The sequence below is a fragment of the Paenibacillus psychroresistens genome (assembly GCF_009728935.1).
Lineage (GTDB): Bacteria > Bacillota > Bacilli > Paenibacillales > NBRC-103111 > Paenibacillus_AC > Paenibacillus_AC psychroresistens.
Genome location: NZ_CP034235.1, coordinates 1,880,430 through 1,902,673, shown reverse-complemented (window position 1 = coordinate 1,902,673; position 22,244 = coordinate 1,880,430). Strand labels below are relative to the sequence as shown.

Here is a 22,244-nt window from a genome sequence, read left to right as displayed (position 1 = left end):
ATTTGACTTTGCATAGCTTGATAGGGAGAGCTTTCCGAGGAGAAAGGAGCATTGCATACAATGGAGGGGCTGAAACGTAAAACAGAGCGTGACTTTGGCTTCAAGATCAAGAAATGGAACTTGATTAAACACATAAATAAATCAAGCTATGTAGCGCGTATTGTTACCAAGGATGGCAAAAAAAGAGCTTTAAAGGGGCTTTATATCTCACCAACCAGGCAGCATTTCATCACCAAGTCAGAGCAGCTGCTTGCTGCTCAAGGAGTGAAGCTAGCCCGGCCGTTAACCACTGTGAAAGATAACTTATACATGATCTATAACCGAGATCCTTATGTCCTGTATGAATGGATTGACGGTAAGAACAATCACCTGCGTAATCCATCTGATCTTGAAGCCCTTGTTAAAGTGATTGCTCGGTTTCACTCTGCTTCCCGCAAGTTGGAATACCCCTCTGAAATAAAGATTTATTCCCATCCTCATTGGGAGAAGGAATATAAAGAACGCATAAAGTCTATTGAAAATTGGTACTCCGATCACAAATCATCCAAGAAACGAAAAGAAAAAATCATCCTCAAATACATCCCATTTTTCCGTAAAGTGGCAAATAAAGCCTATGGCGCACTTAAAAGAAGCGAATATCAGGCTTACAAAGATGGGAATATCTCAACCAATACCTTAGTACACGGCGACTTTCATCAAATGAACCTGCTTTTCAAGAATAAAGTTGGATTTCTACTGGATTTTGAAGATATCCGCTATGATCTACCTTCCAAGGATTTACTGCGAATTTTCTCCATGTATCTCAAAAAACACCGATTTTCTAGCCAGGTCTTCCGCAAAATGTTGAAAACCTATGAAGGCCTCCATCCCCTCGTTCCTGAAGTTAAACAGCTGATTTGCATCGACTTCTTATTTCCGCATATTTTTGAACGGATGCTGCGCAAAAAAACATATAACCGAATGGACAAAAAACATTTGCAGTATCGCATCAACCAGGAAAAACGTAAAGCCAGTTACATTTATCGCCATTTTGCTAAAAAACTACGCAATCGAGAATGGGAGGGACTATTTTGAAGAAAATTGCTTTTGTCCGCTTACGTTATCTTCCTCCGTCAGAAACGTTTATTTATGAAGAGCTTAAAAACATTAAAAGATTCAAAGCGATCGTATACACCCATAGAAAAATAAATATAAAACGTTTCCCTTTCCCAAGAATTAAGCACCTGCCTAGCCGAACCTCGAAAATCGCCCGTAAGTTTAGGCGAAAAAAAATCAGGCTCATCCACGCTCGCTTCGGAAATGCCGGTGTCAAGTTAATGAGTGTAAAAAAGCGGCTTCATATACCCATGGTAACCTCCTTCCACGGTTTTGATTTACCAAGTAAACGTAATTCAAGAAAACCCTATCATCGCAAGCTGCGTGTATTATTCAAAGTGGGTAACAAATTCACCGTCCCATCCCGCCAAATGAAGCGCCAGCTGATCCGTTGGGGATGCCCTGCACGTAAAATAAAAATTATGTATAGCGGCATTAATCTCCAGAAATTCTCTTATAAGCGGCGCGAAAACAAAACAAACCATATATCGCTCATTTCGGTTGGGCGCTTGCATCGAAAAAAAGGTTTAAATTATTTAATAAAAGCTTTCAAAAAAGTACATGATCAGCATCCATCAAGCCGTCTAGTTATTGTTGGTGATGGTGATCAACGCAGAATGCTAAAGCGGCTTATTGCCTCCCTAAAGCTGAAAAAATCTGTGAAACTAAAAGGCCTTATTGCGCATGGCCAGCTAACCGAGCTGCTGCATCGAGCAGATATCTTCTGTTTACCCAGCATAACGACCAAAGATGGAAACCACGAGGGTATTCCAAACTCCATAAAAGAAGCCATGGCGACGGGACTTCCTGTTGTTTCAACAAAGCATGGCGGTATCCCTGAACTGGTGACTAATGGTCGAGACGGACTATTGGTACCCGAGAGAAACGTCAAAAGCTTAGCTAATAAGATCAAGCAGTTAATTAAAAACCCAGCTTTGCGGCTGCAAATGGGCATTAACGGGCGTGAAAGAGTAGTGCGCCACTTCAATTCAGCTAAGCAGGTAAGAAAATTAGAAGGCATCTATCAAAAATTAATTAAAAAGGGGTGAATTCCATGGTTAAAAAAAATCCTCTAATCACTGTAGTTATCCCAACTTATAACCGTGCACAATTTATAGCCCGAGGAATTAGAAGTGTAATCCGGCAATCCACTGGACGCTGGAGGCTGTTAATTATTGATGATGGTTCAACCGATCGTACAAGATCTGTAGTTAAACGGTTCTTAAAGGATCCGCGAATTCGTTATGTGAGGCTTAAAAAGAACAGAGGAGTATGCTATGCGTTAAATCATGCCTTGTCGTTAGTGAAAACCCCGTATTTCTCCCAGCTTGATGCGGATGATTGGTATGATCGCCATACTCTTAAAAGCTGTCTGAAGAAGATGACAAGAGGAGGCACATCCGTTGGTGTCGTTTATGGAAATGACAGGGTGTGGAAGGCGAGGAAAAAAGGTAAAATCAAATATCAAAGTACAAAACGAAAGCGACAAATCCGTGGGAAATATGATTTTATTACGTTCCATCCGATGATTTATCCGCGCTTTTATCGCACGCAAGCCTTGCGCAGAGTTGGAGGGTGGTCGACGAAGGTCCCTCAAAAAGGACGCTTCGCTGAGGATAGACAAATATTGCTCAAGCTAGCAGGCCACTATAGATTTAAAGCCTTGCATCGAAATGCTTATAACCGCTTAAAGCATAAAAAGAATAATTCAAGAATTGGCAATCGCCATAAATATGCCAAAGTAACACGCTATTTATATAAATCAGCTTTAAAACGCTGGGGCAATAAGTTTAAAGCAAGATTCAAATGGGTTGGTGGCCGGCTTAAAGTAGGTCGATTAATCAAAAAATAAGCTTTTTGCTATAATCTGGACTACTGAACTGGACTGCTCCCTATGCCATCGATCTTGTCGGCACATATCTTAATAAAGACAAGAAAAATACACTTAGAACAGTGAGGGAATCGATGTGGACAGAAAAAAGCCAAAAAAAATGTTAACGACACTTGCCGTTATTGATGAAATCGGAAAGGCATTGGAAGAAAAAAAGCCGCTATCTGTCGTCCGTGTCGGTGATGGGGAGAACATCTGCTTGACCCAATACAATGTCTGGCCGATTCGCAAAACACTCTCTACCCGCTGGGCGATACTCTCACGTAAAACCAGCTGGAAAGGCGTTCGTTTGCCTAACCTCAAGCTTCGCGATCAATTGATTACTGCGATTAAAAAAGCCGATATTGTGGGTGTTCCCTACTACAATGACAAGGAAATATTAGCAGAGGATCAATATTTGCGCCCGCTCACAGATACCGTCTTCAAGAAATTAAACATTCAACCCAAAAAGCTTTGTTATACTTTCGTCAATCGCCATATGGTAGAGCATGAGGAATTCTGGGAAATGCTGAAGGGTAAAAAGGCAGTGGTCATCTCACGCTGGGCCAACGAGTTTAAAAAATTGGTTGATAAAAAGTACAATGACTTCAATATTAAAATAGTCAAATTGATTCAAATTTATAGGTTTGAGGAGATTCCAAAGGTCTTGGACAAAATGAAATCTGTGGATTGTGATATTGTCTTGATTTCTGCCGGAGTTAATGCCGTAATATTGGCACAGAAGCTTGCGGATGAACAGGGACGAATTGCAATTGACTTTGGAAAATCGGCGGTGTTCATGGTGAAAGGGAATCGGAAGGTCGTGCCTTATAATCCTACTAACCGCATTATTCGTAAGGAGCCAATTAAAAGGAGTGAACAGACTTTGAAGATCACCGTTATTGGTTCGGGATATGTCGGCACAACAACGGCGCTCGTATTAGCCAGTCTCGGTCATGAAGTTATCGGTTACGACATCGATTCCGTCAAAGTTGAGAATTTAAATAAAGGCAAGCTGCCATTTAGCGAACCGGGATTAGATAAATTGCTCCAACAGCAGCTTAAAAAAGCAAAAATCACCTTTACGGCCGATAGCAGAGCTGCCATAATAAATAGTGAAATTTTAATTATTTCTGTAGGTACTCCCCCAACCTCGGACGGAGGTGCTGATTTAACCTACTTGCAACAGGTCATCGACGTGATTGCCGAGCACATCAATAAGCCGAAAATTATCGTAACCAAAAGCACGGTACCAATCGGCACTAATCGGTGGATGAAGGCGCAATTGTCCGAGAAGATTGATACACGCAAATATCCCATAGAGGTTATCTCAAATCCTGAATTTCTACGTGAGGGTGAAGCACTCCACGACTCGCTTCATCCCTCTCGAACCGTAATTGGCGGCGATGCTGGTCCTGCAATTGAGAAAATGAAGCAGGTATACGCCCCGTTGAAAACCTCCTACTTTATTTGCAATTATGAAACAGCCGAGATGATCAAGTATGCTTCGAACGGTTTTCTTGCTACTAAAATCTCATTCATCAATGAAATTGCTCGTTTAGCCGAGCTGGTGGGAGCAGATATTGAGAAGGTTGCTGCCGGAATGGGATTGGATCCACGTATTTCCCCTCATCATTTACATGCCGGTATCGGATACGGCGGATCCTGCTTCCCTAAAGATGTCGATGAACTGCTTTACCTTGCGGAGCAAAACAAGCTGGATTTAAGTCTGCTCAAGCAAGCAAAACGAATCAATAATTCCCAAATCGCGTGGTTTATCCAAAAAATACAGTCTGATATACCTTTGAAAGGTAAAAAAGTACTTGTGCTCGGTGTGGCATTCAAAGAAGACACCGACGATCAACGGGAATCTCCAGGTGTGAGGCTAATCGAGCATTTGATTAAGCTAGGGGTTAAAGAAATTAAAGTGGTGGATCCTACAATCACAACGGTCGAACAAATTCGTTGGACTAAACCATTCCAAGCTCGCAATAATCTGAAAATTGAGGTAACCACTAATCCAAAAGAGGCCATTACTGGTGTTCATGCTGTAATATTAACGACCCCATGGCCTATTTTCGCCACTTATCCTTGGCAAGAGTGGGTGAAAAAAACCGAAACCCCTTATTTATTCGACGGACGAAACTTTCTTGATCCGCAAAAGATGCGTTCCTATGGTTGGAAATACTCGGGCATTGCCAGAGGTGATGAAACATGAACATTGTAATTACTGGCGCTGCAGGATTTATCGGCTCACATTTAAGTGAAGCTTTGCTGAAGCTTGGCCATACCGTCACAGGAATTGATCATCTTGAACAAACTCCCAATCGAAGCTTTAAAGAAAATAATCTCATCCATGCACTGGAACACCCAGGCTTCCATTGGCTGTCCATGGATCTATTAAATGCCAACTTGGAACAGCTCGTTGCAGATGTCGATATCATTTTTCATCTTGCTGGTTTAGCCGGTGTTCGGAACAGCTGGGGAGACTCGTTCACTGACTATCTGCAAGCAAACGTTTTGTTGACTCAGAGAATTCTCGATGCTTGCCGCAAAGCAGCAAACTTAAAAAAACTCGTTTATGCTTCCTCCTCCTCTGTTTACGGTGGCAGCAACGAACCTTACAGTTCGGAGCAATCATCCACTCAACCTATTTCTCCCTATGGATTGACTAAATTAGCCGGAGAGCAGCTTTGTGCTCTTTACCATAAACAATATGGGCTACCTTACACGGCTTTAAGGTATTTCACCGTATTCGGGCCAAGACAACGGCCCGATATGGGGTTCCACCGTTTTATGAAAGCTGCATTGTTCAGCCAATCTTTAACGGTTTATGGAAATGGTGAGCAAACACGTGACTTTACCTATGTGAGCGATGTAGTGGAAGCTAATATTAGCGCAATGAGCTATAGCAATCACGGGAATGTATTCAACATAGGTGGAGTCGAAAGAGCTTCCGTTAACGAAGTCATTCAGAAAATTGAAGGTCTATCTGGAAAGGCGTTACAGCTGACTTATTTGCCCGAACAGCCAGGTGACCCTTTTGCTACAGGTGCCGATATTTCGCTTGCGCGTGCTGAGCTTGGGTATAATCCAATTATTTCCTTAGACGAAGGAATGACGAAGCAATGGAGCTATATAACCAAGCTTTATGGAAACGTGTAATTTTGTGCTTGATGGATCGGAGGAAAAATGATGATCGGAGTTCTCTATCCCGAATCACTGCTAAATCAGTTAATTCGCAAGAAGTTTAGCTATGAGAAGCCTGACTTTTATGTCGAAGCAGCTCGTAAAACAGGGTCGGAAATAATCTTCTTCTGTTTATCAGATATTAGTTGGAAAAAAGGTACTGTTAAAAGCTGGAATGGAGCTGAGGCAGAACTAGTCAAAAGGGAGCTTCCTCCTGTGATCATTAACCGGACGAGGACAAATAGTCCTCTCCATAAGAAATGGATCCAACGCTTGAAAGCGAGGGGCAAAATAATTTTTAACGAACATAACGTTATTTCTAAGCTAAAAATTCATCACATTCTCAGCAAAAATAACAAGCTGCTCCCCTATCTTCCGGTTACCGATTCCGTTACACATCAATCGGTGAGCGAGCTTATAGAGCAAAACCCCTGTCTTTTTCTCAAACCAAGATCAGCTTCAGTCGGGAATGGAATCATTCGTATTAGCCGAAATAATCAAGATATGGTTGCTGAAGTCAATATACTCGGGCAAACCAAGCGACATAAAGTTGGAATCGACCAAATTATTAATCTTATTAAAAGTAAGAAACGAAGCTACCTTGTACAGCAGGGGATTTCTTTAATGGAATACGAAGGAAATCCCGTTGATTTCCGCGTATCCATCCAGAAAGACGGTAAAGGTCGCTGGCACTATACCGGCATGGTAGGAAAAGTGGCGAAAAAAGGCGCCATCGTCACCAACCTTCATTGTGGCGGCCATTCTATAAAAGTATCGGAACTGTTTCGTAATTGGGGTTGGAAGGGTGTGGAAATTGAGCGAAAGGTCTCAAAGCTGGGTATTCTGATCGCACAAACACTTGATCAAGAGCTGCCACATATTGCCGATTTGGGATTAGATATTGCTATTGATGAACATCAGCACCCCTGGTTAATTGAAGCCAATTTCCGTGATCTGCGCATTACATTTCGTGATGCTGGGGAGAAGGATAAGTGGCGAGCAACCTTTGCTACCCCCGTTTACTACGCGGCACACCTAATCAAGAAGCTTAAAGAACAAGAAAACCGAGATTTGCTGAAACAAAATGAATTAAAGATATCTGCAGTTCCCGCTGCTGATATAATCATCCCAAACTCAAGTATAGTTATTAAGGAATAAACACGCTGGGTAATACCTAGTGTGTTTATTCTTATAGGCAAGCTTTATAATAGTGATAAGTTTCGGTCAAGCCTTTTTCAATCGAATATTGCGGCAACCATTGTAACTGCTTCAATGCTTTTTGATTATCAAGCCGACTGTGTAGAATATCTCCCTGACGTGCTGGGACATATTGAGGTGTAACGTTGCTTCCAATAATAGCATTCATCTGCTTCAGCAGGTTATTCAGCGAAATTTGTTGGTTACAGCTAATGTTATACAGGGAGTGACTGCCATAGATAAGCGCAGCGATATTAGCAGATACGATATCTTTGACATAGATGAAATCTCTGGTATTCTCCCCATTCCCATAAATGATAGGTGTTTCCTCGTGCAATAATCGATTAAGGAAAATACTAATTACCCCACCTTCTCCCCGCGGATCCTGACGGATTCCATATACATTACTGTAGCGGAGAATGGTATAGTCCAAGCCAAACAGCTCGCCATAGGCTTGAATGTAATGTTCTGGAGTGTGCTTGGATATCCCGTAAAAAGAAATCGGCTGAAGCGCGTGCTTCTCATCTACACCCAAGTAATTAGGATGGCCATAAACAGCTGCAGACGATGCATAAATGATTTTTTTCACACCAAAGCTTTTACATTGTTCCAGTAAATTGATTGTGCCGATAATATTGACCTTCGCATCCAAGAGAGGATTATGCAGTGAGGTTTGCACATCAATTTGCGCTGCATGATGTATAACGATCTCTGGCCGGCATTGTTCAAAAACCATTTGCACACTTCGTTCCGTAATATCAGTTAAGTAAAATGGAGCATTGGGATGAATATTTGCTCTTTTCCCTGTGGAAAGATTGTCTAAGACGGATACCTCATGTCCTTCGTCAATCAAAGCATCTACAATATTGGATGCAATAAATCCAGCTCCACCCGTTACTAGAATTCTCATAGTCGCTAGCCTCCCTGTATATTTCACATTAATCAATCCAGTCCAAACAGCTATATACTAATATGGGTAATTCCATTTCGAAGAAGCGGGCTTTTTAAGATAAAATCCCCTCGAGGCAGCAGTTGAAATACGTAACGCCCTTCAGAATCTATCGTTGCCGTTTGCAATACCACACCGGATAAGTCATATAGATGAATGTATGGTTTTTTATATTCCTCAAGGCTATCTATGAATTCTGGTGGAATATGTCCCTGCAAGGTTATCCCCTCTTCGATTGTAATACCCGTATCAATCTGATTTAGCAGTTCTATATCCAGCTGCCAATGCTTCAAGCTAGGGTAGTGGCGAACCTTATCACTTGGCAGCTTTATTCGCTCATATAAGGCATAGATGGACTCCATATGTTTATCCAGCTGCCACTGTTCTAATGCCGTTTGTTGAGCCTGCAATCCTAATCTCTGACGCAGAGCAGGATCATCCAGCAGCAGTCGAAGCTTCCTAACCAGCTCCAGGCTATTCCCTGGAGGAACAAGCAGCCCATCGAATCCATCCGTAATGATTTCAGATATTCCACCAACAGAAGTAGCGAGAATTGGCTTTGCCGAATATTGCCCCTCCAGCAGCACGAACGGAAAAGTATCATGTAAGGAAGGAAGCACGATAACGTCGCTTGTTCTCATAAGCAATGGAATATCGGTACGTTTCCCTAAAAAAGAAATGTAAGGCTGTAAATTCAAGCTTTCTGTTAATTGCTGCAGCTCCTCACGATCTGACCCTTCTCCAGCGAATAAGCAGATAAAATCCTTTCTCTCTTTCTGAAGCTGATGCAATGCTTCAATTAGGTACCGTTGTCCTTTAATCGGCACCAAGCGTGCTGGGCACAAAATGATTTTCTTGCTAAACGTATTATTCTTGGTTGATAGGGCTGGTGTTTCGTGTTTATGGATATATACATTTGGCTGAATACCATAAGGGATGACATTAATTTTCTCTGGAGCTACTCCAATAGCGATTAATTGCTGCTTCAGCCATACGCTTGGCACCACGGTCACATCACCTGACATTGCCCCCAAATATTCTTCATATCGGGTATACTGCTGGATTTGAAGGTTATTATGGTTTGATTTATTTGTAATAGCTGCTTCATGAAATTTACAATTGTGCAAGGAAACGATTAATGGAATATGAGTAGGCTTGACACGAGATAATGCTCTTGCCATCATAAAATCATGGCTATGAATTAAATCATACTCGTTAATATTCATCAAATGGGCTGCCCATTCTAAGCTGTACCGCTCGATCTCGCGCCAAAAAACCCAAGGAGAGTAGGGCGTATAAAAAGTTTGATAACGATGAAAAAGCATACTTTTGATTAGTGCCTTATTCACTTTATGTTTTTCCCCAATTTGGATATAGAGTCCATTATCATCATGGGACAGGATATCAACCTGATTGCCTGCCTTGATAAGCTCGCTTCGCAATAAATCTATATAGGTGGAAGGTCCATTAATATGTGGTGAATAGCGATAGTATGCCATTAGTATTTTCAAAGTCATTTTCTCCTTTCCCTTATAGATTCGCGAAACTAAGCTTTCTCCGGGCAATCGGCGAAACATGATTATCTGGTTCTTCTCTCTTGGGGATTAGAGCCTGACACCGGATTATTGGTTTTATTGTATTCAATGGTAAATGCATTTGCTGCCTTAACGATTTCTTGACTGCTGAAAGTACCCAGTCTTCGCTCTATTTCAGGCAAAATATCGGAAATCATTTGCGGCTCTATTCCCCATTCTTTTGGAGCTGTACTAACGACATAGCTGATCAATGCATATCTCTGTGTAAAGTTTAATTTCTGAGGAGACTCCTTAAAGCTGCATAATCCTATCAAAATCAACCGCCAAACCTCCGATTTTTTGTAGCTCTCTGTTAGCTGATTTACTTCAAAGTTCAGAGCTTGAACGATGATTGCTCCTGCAGGCGATGAGTTAAATTGGTTGTTCCTATCTTCAATTTCTTGCTCTTTCAGCTCCAGCTGCTTCTCAGACCGAACATTTGCTTTAAACAAATGGAACCACTTATTATTAATAATTAAGATGCTCCCGACAATACAAACAATGATCGCTAAATCGTTTAGCATCAAATCCCAGTTGAAATCCACATTTATCAACTCCTTCCTATTTATTGAGTATTTCCTATTACGATATGCATTTTATTAAGAAAGGTATCCATCCATGCTAAGCTCGAGAAAATATCCCCCACATTATCATCCGTTCGTGAAAGGATTGAATGTGAGGGAACGAATCATTTCATCTTGGATTGGTATTGACTTAGCAGTTCAAGAATTCGCGGGTCAGGAAGAATATAATCAATCGGTAAAAGAGCTCTAATCAGCTTCCAAATCTCGCCGTCAATAATGCTCTCCGGATTAGATTGTCGAATAGCGAATAAGTAATTATATAAATCGCCGCTCATAGAATTAAAAACATCCTTCGTAGTGGGATCAAGAAGAGTATAGCCTTGAGGTAATGCAGCTGTAATCTGAGTCCAAACCTGACCATCCACCATTACATCTGGGTTCATTATTGTAGTCGAAAACAAGGTGTTATAGTAATCAGCACTCATTGGACCAAGAATAGCCATTGTGGCTGAATTAGGAAGGTCATAGCCATGTGGCAAGAAAGCTGCGATTTTTTTCCAAATTATGTCATCTACTAGAAGCTCAGGGTTTGATCCTGGGGCTGTAAACAAGAAGTTATATAGATCGCTATCCACATCAGATGATTCCAAGCTGCTATCATTAAGGCGTTTTCTTCTGTTCTTCCAATCTCGAAAATATTTAACTATTCTATGCCACAGCTGGATGATCCAAACGGTTAAAAACCAGGAGTTTCGAGAGCTTCTAGCTAGATTCCGAATTCGCTTCATTCTCCTCGCTCTCCCCCCGCATGGCAATAGCTTCTTCATAAACAACCATCAGCCGCTCAGTCATCGTTTCTAGTGACCAATGAGCCTTGGCGAATTTCTGGGCGTTAAGAGCCAAAGAGTCTCTGTGTCTCTCACTCTTTAATAAAAGATTGATATTATGGCATAATTTCTTAGTATCTCCAACAGGTGTTAATAAACCTGTTACTTCATGCTCCACCATCTCAGGCAAACCTCCGGTCTGGCTGACAATAGCAGCAACTCCAGCTATCTGAGCTTCAATTAAGGCTACAGATTGATTCTCAATGATGCTTGGAAGTACAAAAATATCGGAAAGACTTAATAAATAAGGGACATCATCTCGACCTTCAAAGAATAGGACATCCTTATCTAAGCCTAAAACTCTGCTCTGGACCTCTAGCTCTGCTTTCTTATCTCCCTGGCCAACAATCCAGCAAACCCAATCTTTGCGAATTCCTTTTAATTCACTAAGTGCATCTAGTAGAAAATGAACTCCCTTTAGCTCAACCAGCCGCCCCGTAAAAATAATAACCTTCTTGCCAACCGGACGTTGAATATTGGATTTCTGTTTCATTCGTTTCTTAAAATCATCTATATCAAACCCATATTGAAACATTCTAATTTGCTCTTTAGGCACATCGAAATCCTTGGTTAAAGTATCCATTAACCACTCATTCGCAACATTTGTGATTTCGGCAGCTGTAGCTCCAATATGCTCAAGCTCATTATAATAAGCCTGTGCAATAAAGCTCGTAGGAGATTTATGAATAGTAGTTAATTGGTGCTTAATTTCATGAGCTACACAACCATGCAAAGTGGCTACTAAAGCTGTTTTTTGCGGTCTAACTCGATCTATACATGCAGTCGAAATAACATCCTGTGTATGAATAACATCATATTTCTCCAAATTAAAATAAGCGGCAGCCAGTTCAAAAACATAACGTTGAAATTCCGCATACTGTACTAAAGCATTAGCATACAGCGTTGGGTAATTGGCTTGATTCAATTTGGCTTTAAGTAGCGGAAGCAGCTTCTCTTTATACAACCTGCGATCTTGATTTACCAAGTAAACAAAAGTATTCCCGTAGTCGTCACCATTTCCCAACAAATCCACTTCATGTCCCATAGATTCCAGCTTTTTCTTAAGCTGCACCATATAAGGCCAAACTCCACCTACATGTGGAACAGGCCAATAAGTAGCTAGCAATATTTTCATAGCTCCGTTTACCTCCATTATCTTAATGTGCTTTTTTTAAAAACTGGCAATTCAAGCTATGAAACCGCCTTTTGTTAACATTCTCTTGATCTCATCTTTGGTCATTAAATAATCAGTAGAGCAATATGTCTTCGTTGCCCTAGAGGAAAGATCAGAGTAGTAGGCTTGTAAATTGGGAATGTTCATCGTAGGTAATACAATTAAATATTGTTTATCATAAATATACGTATTCTGAATCTCATATTCCGAAATCAGATTCTCATGCAGCTTCTCACCTGATCTAATGCCAAGTTCAACAACGCCGAGACTATTGTCCCCATAAGCTTCCATTAGAACCTCTGCCAAATCTAGAATCGTACAAGCAGGCATCGTAATTACAAAGATCTCTCCGCCAATGCCATCATTGGCTGCTTTTAATAGAAACTCAGTCGCTTTCTGTGGCGTTAAGAAGAATCGACTCATGCGCTTATCGGTAATGCCAATTTGCTTCTTCTCTTTGATTTGATCAATGAATAACTGCAAGACACTTCCATTCGAACCTAGTAGATTTCCCCCTCTTACACAAATAAATTTGGTTTCTGTATTTAGTAGATTGGCATAGACCATTAGCTTTTCACCGATTGCTTTAGTCATTCCATAGAAGTTGATCGGATCCACTGCTTTATCGGTCGATACATTTATTACTTTTTTCACTTTATTCTCTATGGCCGCTTCAATCACATTTTGTGTACCTATTAAGTTTGTTTTTAAAGCTTCGAACGGTTGATCCTCACATACGGGAACATGCTTTAATGCCGCTAAATGAAACACATAATCTACGCCCTCACAAGCTTTGTTTAATGCTTCCCTATCTCGAACATCACCAATACAAAAACTTAATTTGGGGTTCTCAAATGCTCTCTTCATCGCCACCTGGTTTGATTCGCTTCGCGAATAAACGATGATTTTTTTAGCATTTTGAGATAATAATTGTGTTACCAGTTCATATCCCCATGTTCCTGTTCCACCGGTAACTAAAACAATCGCATTTTCAAACATTTATTATCCCTCCAGAATAGATTTAATGAGACGCATCTATAGTTCGGGTAACGGGCAACAATTAAGGATTCCATTCCAACAGAATGGAAAGGTTACACATTGCTCGTTAACCGTTTAATTCAATTCCCTCCAATATGGCCTGCCAATAATTATCATTACCGTTCCATTTTTCCTCATTTGGGAGCTCAATAGCGCAGACCTTTTTTAATGGCCAATCGAGCTCAATAATGCCTCCGACATTGGAATGTCGAACTAGAAGAATACGAAAATCATGTTTAATTAATTTTGACAAAATGCCCTGCAGCTCCCTGGCTTCTTCCAAATCGCCTTCTGTTCGGATAAAAAGAATTTTTCTGCAGGTAGCGGCTTGTTGAAAGAAACGTTTAATCCGTCTATCAAATTTCTCTCTTACCTCAGGATAGGTTGCTAAATGTGTCAAGGTATTTTGATCTGCATAAAAATCATGATTAGAAACAATATTATAGACTTCATCCTTTACCCATAGACGACCTTCATCAGCATATCCGCCAATTCTCATATAAGGCAGCTCCATAAAACCGATAAACCGATTCTTCAATAAGCGATTGACGTCTGATAAATTAGGAGATCCCATCCAATCTAGCACACCTGCATAGGTTCTTAAGTCGTTCTTCTCTAGCTGTAAGGACGGCAAACATAGATCTCCTAAGCTAATGATAGCGTCATAGTTGCCTTTCAAATCTGCTACTCTCATATTCTCATCTCCTCTCCTTTAATTTATTCGATAAGCTATTAAATGTAATAGAAACATAAAGTGATTGGACGAATAGATTACCCCCAGCTAGGAAATTTTTCCATACTTAAATCAAGGTGAATAAAACCTTATTCTGACGATAAAAGGTCATCCTCTGGTCGCTTTCTAAGTACTTAGATGAAGGTTCATTCTTTCAGACAATACAAGCTTTTAGATGGCTACTAAATATTTCTATTAAATAAAGAATGTTAAGGCTTGAATAAACGTACATTTTTAATAAACGGAGATTTCACCCAACCTCTATATGGAAATCTCACATATCGTAACAAGTAAATTGGAAATGCAAGGAGTGTACCAGATTCTCGTAATCCGCCGGTTTTTCATTGGGAGGTCGATAGGAATGTCAGATCAAAGGGTTCATATGAAACAATTTGAGGTAGCAAAAATACTCCATAATAATGGAGTAGCCGGTGACAAAAAAGCGGTGGTAAAAGCAAACGAGATGCTCTTAAAGCTGCGTGAGTCCGAGCCTGATAATGCGCTAATTGAAGCTTATTACGGCAGTACTCTCGTTCTATTAGGCCGAGATGCCGTTAAAATTCTGGAAAGAGCGGATAAAGCGGAAGAGGGATTAGACGCATTGAATCGAGCCGTTACTTTAGACTCAAACCATAAAGCAATTCGGTTGTTACGCGGGAACATTTGTCTGAGGCTGCCGGAGTCCTTTTTCCATTGCTCGGAGATGGCGATTGAGGACTTCACTTTCCTGCTTGACCGCTATAAAGAGAATTCCAGCTACCTTACTCAGAAACAAGTACGTGAAGTACTTCGAAACCTAAGTGCAGCTTATCAAAATGCAGGAAAACCCGACAATGCAGCTGAAGTCTTGCAGCGTCTCGATCAATTGGAACGGAAGAAAAAATCAAAAGATTAAATCGCTGTATATGAATGGCGATAGCGTGAAAGGAACCACACATCACTGGAGGTGAGGATTTTTGGAAAAAGTATTCATCAACGGCGTGAACATTTGTTATGAATCAATTGGGGAGGGCTTTCCCTTGATCGGGCTCACAGGAAAAGACAGCAACATGGACTGGTGGCATCCGGCAATCAAGACCGCGTTAAGCGAAAGCAACCACCTTATCATGCTCGATCATCGAGGTACTGGCCGGAGTGACGCTCCAACGGAAGCGTACAATATCTCGGATATGGCCAAAGATGTCATCGCGCTGATGAACGTGCTCGATATCGACAAGGCACATATTTTAGGCCAATCGATGGGTGGAATGATTGCACAGGAGCTTGCAATTGAATTCCCCAATCGTGTAGCGAAGTTAGTGCTATGCTCTACGACCTGCGGGGTCAAACGGGTAATACCCTCTTTGCGGATGGTAAAGTGGCTAATGCGAAAAAACGCTGCTTTTTCGCCGCAAGACACACTAAATATGCTTTACTCCCAAGCCTATATTCAAGATAATCCGGCTATGATCGCTTCACTCGTGGAACGGATGCAGATCGCGCCTTCGAATCCCAGAAGCATGGAGATTCATAAACATGCCAGCAAAAGCTTCGACTCGTACCATCGGATCGGGCAAATTTCGGCACCAACGCTTATTATTCACGGGGAGGAAGATTGGGTCTTCAGTCCGAAGCATGCCAAGATTCTGAACCGACGTATTCCGGGCTCCAAGCTGATTCTATTTCCCCATGCGGGCCACGGTATATTTTCACAGGAGCATCACAAGGTGTTAAAGGAAATCCAACATTTCATCGGTTGACCGGCCTGTCCGCAATAAAAAGACGACTCTTATTCATTTTGAATGAGTAGTCGTCTTTTTCACTGACTGCTGGCCCTAATCACGGACTCCCAACAGCTTTTAAAGCAATATCTAGCACTTCCTCAATTGAGCAGGCGGAGCGGTTCCGTTTGATCAGCGCCGCACCGATCTCCAGCGCGATCCGCTGTGCACGTTCGCGGGTAGCAGCATTCTCAATCTGGTCGATGTCCGCGACGTGGATAAAACCATGGATGCGGCACACTATTATCGTCCCGGCAAAGCCGATTGTGTCCTGCAGCAGTCTTGCTACATACAAATCCTGATAACCTCGGGTCTTCGCCATCCGGTCGGCGGCATGCTCGTTCCAAAGCTTGCGGAACTGAAGCTCGAATTGTGTCCATAGGTCGCGTACGGTATCCAGCAGGTAAAGACGGTAATCGGTGCGCTCCTGCGCATCCGTGCTCCAGCCCTCTTGGCCTGAATAATTCAGCAGCAGATTGGCGATAATCGTGCCGATATCAAAGCCCATTGGACCATAATAAGCAAATTCAGGATCAATAACCTTCATTGAATCCAGCTTGATGAAGATATTATCTGAATGCAAATCTCCATGCAGCAAGGCCTGTGCTTTCGTCAGAAATGCCTCCCGCAGCAGTGCAACCTCGAGATGCAGCCCCGTATCCGCCCAAATGTGCTCAACGGCATCGCGGATATGAGGCTCGAAGACATTCATCCGGGATTTCTTATAAGGAGCGTCTAAGATAAGATCCTCGGTAATATTGCAAAGCTCCGGATTGATGAAAGCTTTCACCCATTGCTTCTTCTCTAGTAGGTCCATGGCCAGGTCTGAGGTGAAGAACAACGTCCGCGCCAAGAATGATCCGATATTCACTGCGAATAACGGATAATGGCCCCGCTCCATCAGTCCTTGACGCATTATGATGTGATCACTCAAATCCTCCATGACCATCAGAGCCAAATCCGGCTCGTACGCGTATACCTTTGGCGATAGATCAGGACAAAGCTCCCCTTGAATGCGCAAAGCCTCGTTTTCAATGCGTGCTCTGTCCAGCGACATGGGGACAGATTCACCGACCACCTTGGCGTAAGGCAGCACTTGCTTCAGAATTAAGCCCCGCCCTGATGCCGGTTCCGTTATATGAAACACATGGTTAAGATTACCGTCGCTGATCTCCCGAGACTCTAGCTGCGCACCATCCGGGAATATATTCTCGATGCCGCGCGCATACTCGACCGCTTCTGCTTGCGTTAGTTCATGATAATCTGTCATTTACGCATCCCTCCGATTACCCATTCCTACCGTGGCGTGATTCTTGATTACCTAACACTTATGATAATGACTCCATCGATCAGAATAAAAACCGCCTATTATTCATAGGCGGCAGAAGCATCACATATCAAAGCTGAACGTCTTAAGCAAGTTAATCTCAGACACGTTTACCCATAGCAATCCAGGTAAGTATGCAATCCATATCCGTGCTTTGTTTTAAACGAACCAGTTCAATCAATGCTGCCCCACACGTCTGTTCCTTTAAAACGGCATGACAGGACGGATGGCTAGTCATTGCAACAATAGCGTAATTCTCATTTGCATAAGGTTTACTGAATTCGATAACAAGCTCAACATTCTTATCTTTAGCAGCAAAATGAAAAGGTAGTACCCCATATTGGTCTAAAGTTTTAGCTTTTTCAGTAAAATCAAGTGGAGCAAATTCCTCTGATAGATGGTCAAACCGAATTGCTCCTACATCGATATGCGCGGAACTTATCGCTTGTTTAGCGATGATTTCTCCATTAATAGCTTCATTCGCAAACTTATCGCTTCCTAAAGAACCATTAGCGATATGCTCGCTTTGAATAACAGATGCTTGAATATGCTTGCTTAACACACTTGCTTCGGCCAGTCTGTCACTTGTTATGGCATTAAAGGCCAGCTTGCTTGTCGTTACAGATTCATCTTGAAGCTTCTCAGAAGTAATAACCTGATCTTCGAGATTTATATTCTGAATAACTTTCTCACCTACATGCTGCGTGAGGACGGAATGATTGGCTAAATGTTCACTTTGAACACTTTGCAAAGCGAGCTTATCTGCAGTTACAGCCCCATTAACTAAGTGATCTGCATCAATGATCTGAGACTGAAGTTTAGATCCATCAATGCTTTGATTAGCGTAGTGCGCTGAGCTTATTGCATCATTCGCAATATGTTCACCCTGAATAGTTTGAAAAGCAAGCTTTTCTCCAGTTAAAGCTTTATCGATAATATGATCATTACCAATAATGGCTGCTTTGAGAATAGTGCCATCAATGCTTTTTTTCGCATAATGCTCTAGCTCAATAGACTCGACCACAAGATGTGCCGATTGAATGGCTGCTTGATGAATATGTCTGCTATTAATGGTTGCAGATTGGATATGCTTCCCTTGTACGGCAGCTAAAGCTAGCTTTTCTGCTGTAACAGCATGAGCTGCCAGATTATCACTTTTGACGGATTCAAATTGCAGTTTTTGGGAGGAAACAGCCCCATCTTGGATATGGTCTGTTTCAATTGTCTGCGCCTTTAGAACAGTACCGTCTACACTTTGTTTAGCATAATGCTCCGGCTGAATCGATGCCTGCTCTAAATGAGAGGATTGTATAGCAGCATTCTGAATATGGCTGCTTTGAATAGTATCCAGTTGGATATGCTTGCCTTCCACAGCAGCAAGTGCTAGCTTCTCCCCAGTAACAGCACTAGCTGCCAGATTATCTCCTGTAATGGATTCAAATTGCAGTTTTTGGGAGGATACAGCCCCATCTTGGATATGGTCTGTTTCAATTGTCTGAGCTTTTAGAACAGTACCATCTACGCTTTGTTTAGCATAATGCTCCGGCTGAATGGATTCCTGCTCTAAATGAGAGGATTGAATGGCAGCTTTCTGAATATGGCTGCTTTGAATAGTATCCAGTTGAATATGCTTGCCTTCCACAGCAGCAGGTGCTAGCTTCTCCCCAGTAACGGCATGAGCTGCCAGATTAGCTCCTGTAACGGATTCAATTTGCAGCTTCTCCGATGATATAGCACCATCTTGAAGATGTCTTGCTTGAATGATATTTTCAAGAATGTGCTCAGCGTTTATAGAGTTACTCGCGATTTGTTCACCCTGTACACTTTGAAGTGCAAGTTTTTCAGTGATTATGGCTCCATCTTTGATATGGTCTGTTTCAATTGTCTGAGCCTTTAGAACAGTACCGTCTACACTTTGTTTAGCATAATGCTCCGGCTGAATCGATTCCTGCTCCAAATGAGCGGATTGAATCGCAGCGTTCTGAATATGGTTGCTTTGAATAGCGTCCGTTTGAATATGTTTGCCTTCCACAGCAGCAGGTGCTAGCTTCTCCGCAGTAACGGCATGAGCTGCCAGATTAGCTCCTGTAACGGATTCAAATTGCAGCTTCTCCGACGAAATAGCACCATCTTGAAGATGTCTTGCTTGAATGGTATTCTCAAGAATGTGCTCAGCGTTTATAGAGTTGCTCGCTATTTGTTCACCCTGTACACTTTGAAGTGCAAGTTTTTCAGTGATTATGGCTCCATCTTTGATATGGTTTGTTTCAATTGTCTGAGCTTTTAGAACAGTACCGTCTACACTTTGTTTAGCATAATGCTCCGGCTGAATCGATTCCTTCGCCAAATGAGAGGATTGAATGGCAGCATTCTGAATATGAAGGCTTTGTATAGAATCCAGTTGAATATGCTTGCCTTCCACAGCAGCAGGTGCTAGCTTCTCTGCTGTAACGGCATTCGCTCCGAGTTTTTTTGTCTCAACCGCATGATCTTTAAGCTTAGCCGTTGTAACTGCTTTGTCCGCAATGCTTCTTTCGACAACTACGTTTTTCCCAATATGAACGGCAAGGACGGATTCATTAGCGATATGCTTCGATTGAACGGAATCATTGGCTAAATGTTGTGCTAATATAGCAGCTGATTGAATATGAGTGCTCTCCACAGCTAAAGCTTGAATATGCTTATTTTGAATACTTTCAGCTGCCAGTTTAACACTGGTAACAGATTCTGGGGCAAGCTTATTCGATGTAATAGCATGCTTTGCAAGCTTCTCCTCCGTTACAGCAGCATTCTCCAATTGCTCAGACTGCACAAGCAAATTCACAATATTATGACCATCCAAGCCTTGATTCACAAAATGCTCTACAGTCAAAGTCCCAAGCTCAATATGACGACCGTTTAATACGGCGGGCTTAATATGGCGGCCTTGAATAGTCTCATTCTTAATATGCTTGCTTGAGATGGATTCTACGTCCAGCTTATCGGCTGTTACACTGCCAGAAGCTAACTTGGCTGTTGTAACTGCATGATCCTGCAGCAAATCGGCAGATATAATACGATCTTGCAAATGCTCCGTACCAATACTTTTGACAGCTATATGCTCAGATTGAACAGCATGCGCAGCAATATGGCTTCCTTGGATGACTTTTGCTTTAAGCTTCGCTGAAGTAATAGCCTTATCAGCTAAGTGCTGCTCTCTAATCGTGCCTTCGCGGATTTTTTGGAAGCCAATTGATCCATCTGCTATTTTCTCCTCCGTCACACTCCCTGGGTCCAAATGGTATGATTTAATGATTTCAGACGCCATATGATAGCTTCGAACAGCTTCAGGACGAATGTGCCAGCTATCGATGATTTCTTCTGATATCTTATCGGCAGTAATGCTGTGTAAAGCAAGCTTATCTGTTGTTACCGCTTCATTCTGAAGCTGCGCAGAGGTGATTGAATTTATCTGAATATGATCAGATAATACAACTGAAGGAGATAGATGCCTAGAGAGAATCAATTGATCTGTAAGCTGCTTAGACATAATAACACCGGATTGCAAATGCTTGTTCTGAATAGCTTCATCCACAATTTTATCCGAAGATATTGCCATTAATCCAATCTTATGAGCGGTAACAGAGCCATCCATCAGCTTATGTGTCGATACACTGTTTGTAGAGAGCTTTTCCTCTGTCACAGATTCTTGGACTAAATGCCTTGAGTCAATCGATTTCGCTTCGATATGTTCCCCGTTAATGGAGTTATCTGCGATGTGGTCATGACGAACCGCTCCATCACTAAGGTGAATCGCACTGATCGATTGTTGAAGAATATGTTGAGAATGGACGCTATCATTTTGCAGATGATTCGATTGGATACTGCCTTGCTGAATTTTTGAATCCGTGACTGCTCCATCTCTAAGCTTCTCTGTAGTAACAGCGCCATCCGAAAGCTTAGTTGAATTAATCGATTGATTGGCTAAATTGCTCGTTTGAATGGTACCGCTTTTTATTTTTTCTGAGATGATGGATTGATCTTGGATCAAATCCGTAGTTATCAAATAAGGGTGCAAATGCTTGGATAGAATCGAACCGTCTGCGATTTTAATGGAATCAATCGTCTTATCCATTAATTTTTCAGAATTAATACTGTTATCTGCGATTTTCTCGCCATGAATCGAACGATCCCGCAGTTTGTCACCTGTAATTGAACCATTGGCGAGATGCTGATCTTCTATAGAAAGTTTAGCGATTTTAATGGAAGTTACAGCTTCATTCGCAAGCTTGTTTGTCGAAACAGCATAATCCGCCAATCCATCCGAGTTAATGCTTTCTGGTTTGATCTTCGTGCTGTCGATTGCATAATTCGCTATTTTTTCCCGGGTAACCCCTTCATTAACAATATCATCCGTATAAATGATCGCCATATTCTTCAGTTCATTCTTTCTTTCGAGGATTGAATCTTTTTTACCGAATACCACTTCTGGAGCAAGCAAGGCAGGGGGGATTTCTACAATTTCAATGATTGGGTTAACCTTTTTACTTAATTCCAGCATATTAGTTGATTCTTCTACATAGCTCGGATCCATCAGCTCGTATGTTTTCAAATTCTCTTTTACACCAACATTGTGAATGAATACAGTTTCTCTAACAGGATTAGTTGGGCGAACAGGTGGTTTTTTAGGTTTCTTCAAGGGCACTGTGGTTTTTTCATCCATCCATCGCAGCTCTAGCGTATTCGCATTCACAAACCTTCCTTGATCTGATTTACTCTTGGTACTGGGTTGTGTACTGGGTTGTGTTAAGCTTCTTTTTTTCATAAATCGGCTCCTTTCTCAGTAGTGCACGTTTTAAAAAGAATAGTCATCTGTAACATATTCATTCACCCAGATCTCGGTCACACTAATCTATAAATTAAGTTGCTTTCGGCTCGCTTTAGATAC

17 protein-coding genes are annotated in these 22,244 nt (G+C 41.8%); 8 read left to right on the top strand and 9 right to left on the bottom strand.

The features are described from left to right. Positions 1-60 precede the first annotated feature (60 nt). The 6 genes from EHS13_RS08570 (at position 61) to EHS13_RS08545 (ending at position 7,312) form a co-directional block, all read left to right on the top strand. Complete coding sequence (locus EHS13_RS08570; protein WP_155699931.1) at positions 61-1,074, top strand: phosphotransferase; 1,014 nt, start codon at positions 61-63, stop codon at positions 1,072-1,074. Next, positions 1,071-2,144 carry a glycosyltransferase gene (locus EHS13_RS08565; protein WP_162463008.1) on the top strand — a complete coding sequence of 358 codons (1,074 nt, stop codon included), beginning with the start codon at positions 1,071-1,073 and terminating at the stop codon, positions 2,142-2,144. The genes EHS13_RS08570 and EHS13_RS08565 overlap by 4 nt, the downstream gene beginning before the upstream one ends. A 5-nt stretch (positions 2,145-2,149) precedes the next feature. After that, a complete protein-coding gene (locus EHS13_RS08560; RefSeq protein ID WP_155699929.1) occupies positions 2,150-2,947 on the top strand; it encodes a glycosyltransferase family 2 protein in 798 nt (265 codons plus the stop codon). A gap of 115 nt (positions 2,948-3,062) precedes the next feature. Further along, positions 3,063-5,183, top strand: a complete 2,121-nt coding sequence (locus EHS13_RS08555; RefSeq protein WP_155699928.1) for a nucleotide sugar dehydrogenase — start codon at positions 3,063-3,065, stop codon at positions 5,181-5,183. Next, the gene (locus EHS13_RS08550) at positions 5,180-6,130 is read left to right on the top strand and encodes an NAD-dependent epimerase/dehydratase family protein (protein ID WP_155699927.1); all 951 of its coding nucleotides are present in this window, start codon (positions 5,180-5,182) and stop codon (positions 6,128-6,130) included. Before EHS13_RS08555 ends, EHS13_RS08550 begins: the two co-directional genes overlap by 4 nt. Before the next feature lie 27 nt (positions 6,131-6,157). Further along, complete coding sequence (locus tag EHS13_RS08545) at positions 6,158-7,312, top strand: YheC/YheD family endospore coat-associated protein (RefSeq protein ID WP_155699926.1); 1,155 nt, start codon at positions 6,158-6,160, stop codon at positions 7,310-7,312. Positions 7,313-7,343: 31 nt separating this feature from the next. Here EHS13_RS08545 and EHS13_RS08540 read toward each other — a convergent pair whose 3' ends face one another. The 7 genes from EHS13_RS08540 to EHS13_RS08510 all read right to left on the bottom strand — a co-directional run bounded on the left by EHS13_RS08540 (position 7,344) and on the right by EHS13_RS08510 (position 14,191). Then, positions 7,344-8,261 (bottom strand): NAD-dependent epimerase/dehydratase family protein, encoded by a 918-nt coding sequence (locus tag EHS13_RS08540; protein WP_155699925.1) that lies wholly within the window; start codon positions 8,259-8,261, stop codon positions 7,344-7,346. A 50-nt stretch (positions 8,262-8,311) separates the two neighbouring features. Then, positions 8,312-9,811 carry a glycosyltransferase family 4 protein gene (locus tag EHS13_RS08535; protein ID WP_162463007.1) on the bottom strand — a complete coding sequence of 500 codons (1,500 nt, stop codon included), beginning with the start codon at positions 9,809-9,811 and terminating at the stop codon, positions 8,312-8,314. A gap of 68 nt (positions 9,812-9,879) precedes the next feature. Next, on the bottom strand, positions 9,880-10,419 hold the full coding sequence (locus EHS13_RS08530; protein WP_155699923.1) for a hypothetical protein: 540 nt from the start codon (positions 10,417-10,419) through the stop codon (positions 9,880-9,882). Positions 10,420-10,562: 143 nt separating this feature from the next. Beyond that, positions 10,563-11,186, bottom strand: coding sequence for a hypothetical protein (locus EHS13_RS08525; RefSeq protein WP_155699922.1), 624 nt, complete (start codon positions 11,184-11,186; stop codon positions 10,563-10,565). Then, entirely contained in the window at positions 11,161-12,420 is a 1,260-nt protein-coding gene (locus EHS13_RS08520) for a glycosyltransferase family 4 protein (RefSeq protein WP_155699921.1), read from the bottom strand. The genes EHS13_RS08525 and EHS13_RS08520 overlap by 26 nt, the downstream gene beginning before the upstream one ends. Positions 12,421-12,471: 51 nt before the next feature. Next, complete coding sequence (locus tag EHS13_RS08515) at positions 12,472-13,458, bottom strand: SDR family NAD(P)-dependent oxidoreductase (RefSeq protein ID WP_155699920.1); 987 nt, start codon at positions 13,456-13,458, stop codon at positions 12,472-12,474. Between the two features lie 106 nt (positions 13,459-13,564). After that, positions 13,565-14,191, bottom strand: a complete 627-nt coding sequence (locus EHS13_RS08510; protein WP_155699919.1) for a DUF1796 family putative cysteine peptidase — start codon at positions 14,189-14,191, stop codon at positions 13,565-13,567. 400 nt (positions 14,192-14,591) lie between these two features. Between EHS13_RS08510 and EHS13_RS08505 the strand changes: the two genes are divergently transcribed. Together EHS13_RS08505 and EHS13_RS08500 are read left to right on the top strand one after the other, a co-directional pair. Further along, entirely contained in the window at positions 14,592-15,125 is a 534-nt protein-coding gene (locus EHS13_RS08505; protein WP_155699918.1) for a tetratricopeptide repeat protein, read from the top strand. 85 nt (positions 15,126-15,210) lie between these two features. Next, a complete protein-coding gene (locus EHS13_RS08500; RefSeq protein WP_227014004.1) occupies positions 15,211-15,969 on the top strand; it encodes an alpha/beta fold hydrolase in 759 nt (252 codons plus the stop codon). 79 nt (positions 15,970-16,048) lie between these two features. On the opposite strand, the gene mtnK is transcribed toward EHS13_RS08500, so the two are convergent. Together mtnK and EHS13_RS08490 are read right to left on the bottom strand one after the other, a co-directional pair. Continuing rightward, positions 16,049-17,260 carry an S-methyl-5-thioribose kinase gene (mtnK, locus tag EHS13_RS08495; RefSeq protein ID WP_155699916.1) on the bottom strand — a complete coding sequence of 404 codons (1,212 nt, stop codon included), beginning with the start codon at positions 17,258-17,260 and terminating at the stop codon, positions 16,049-16,051. Positions 17,261-17,417: 157 nt separating this feature from the next. Then, entirely contained in the window at positions 17,418-22,121 is a 4,704-nt protein-coding gene (locus EHS13_RS08490; RefSeq protein ID WP_155699915.1) for a WIAG-tail domain, read from the bottom strand. Positions 22,122-22,244: the final 123 nt, after the last annotated feature.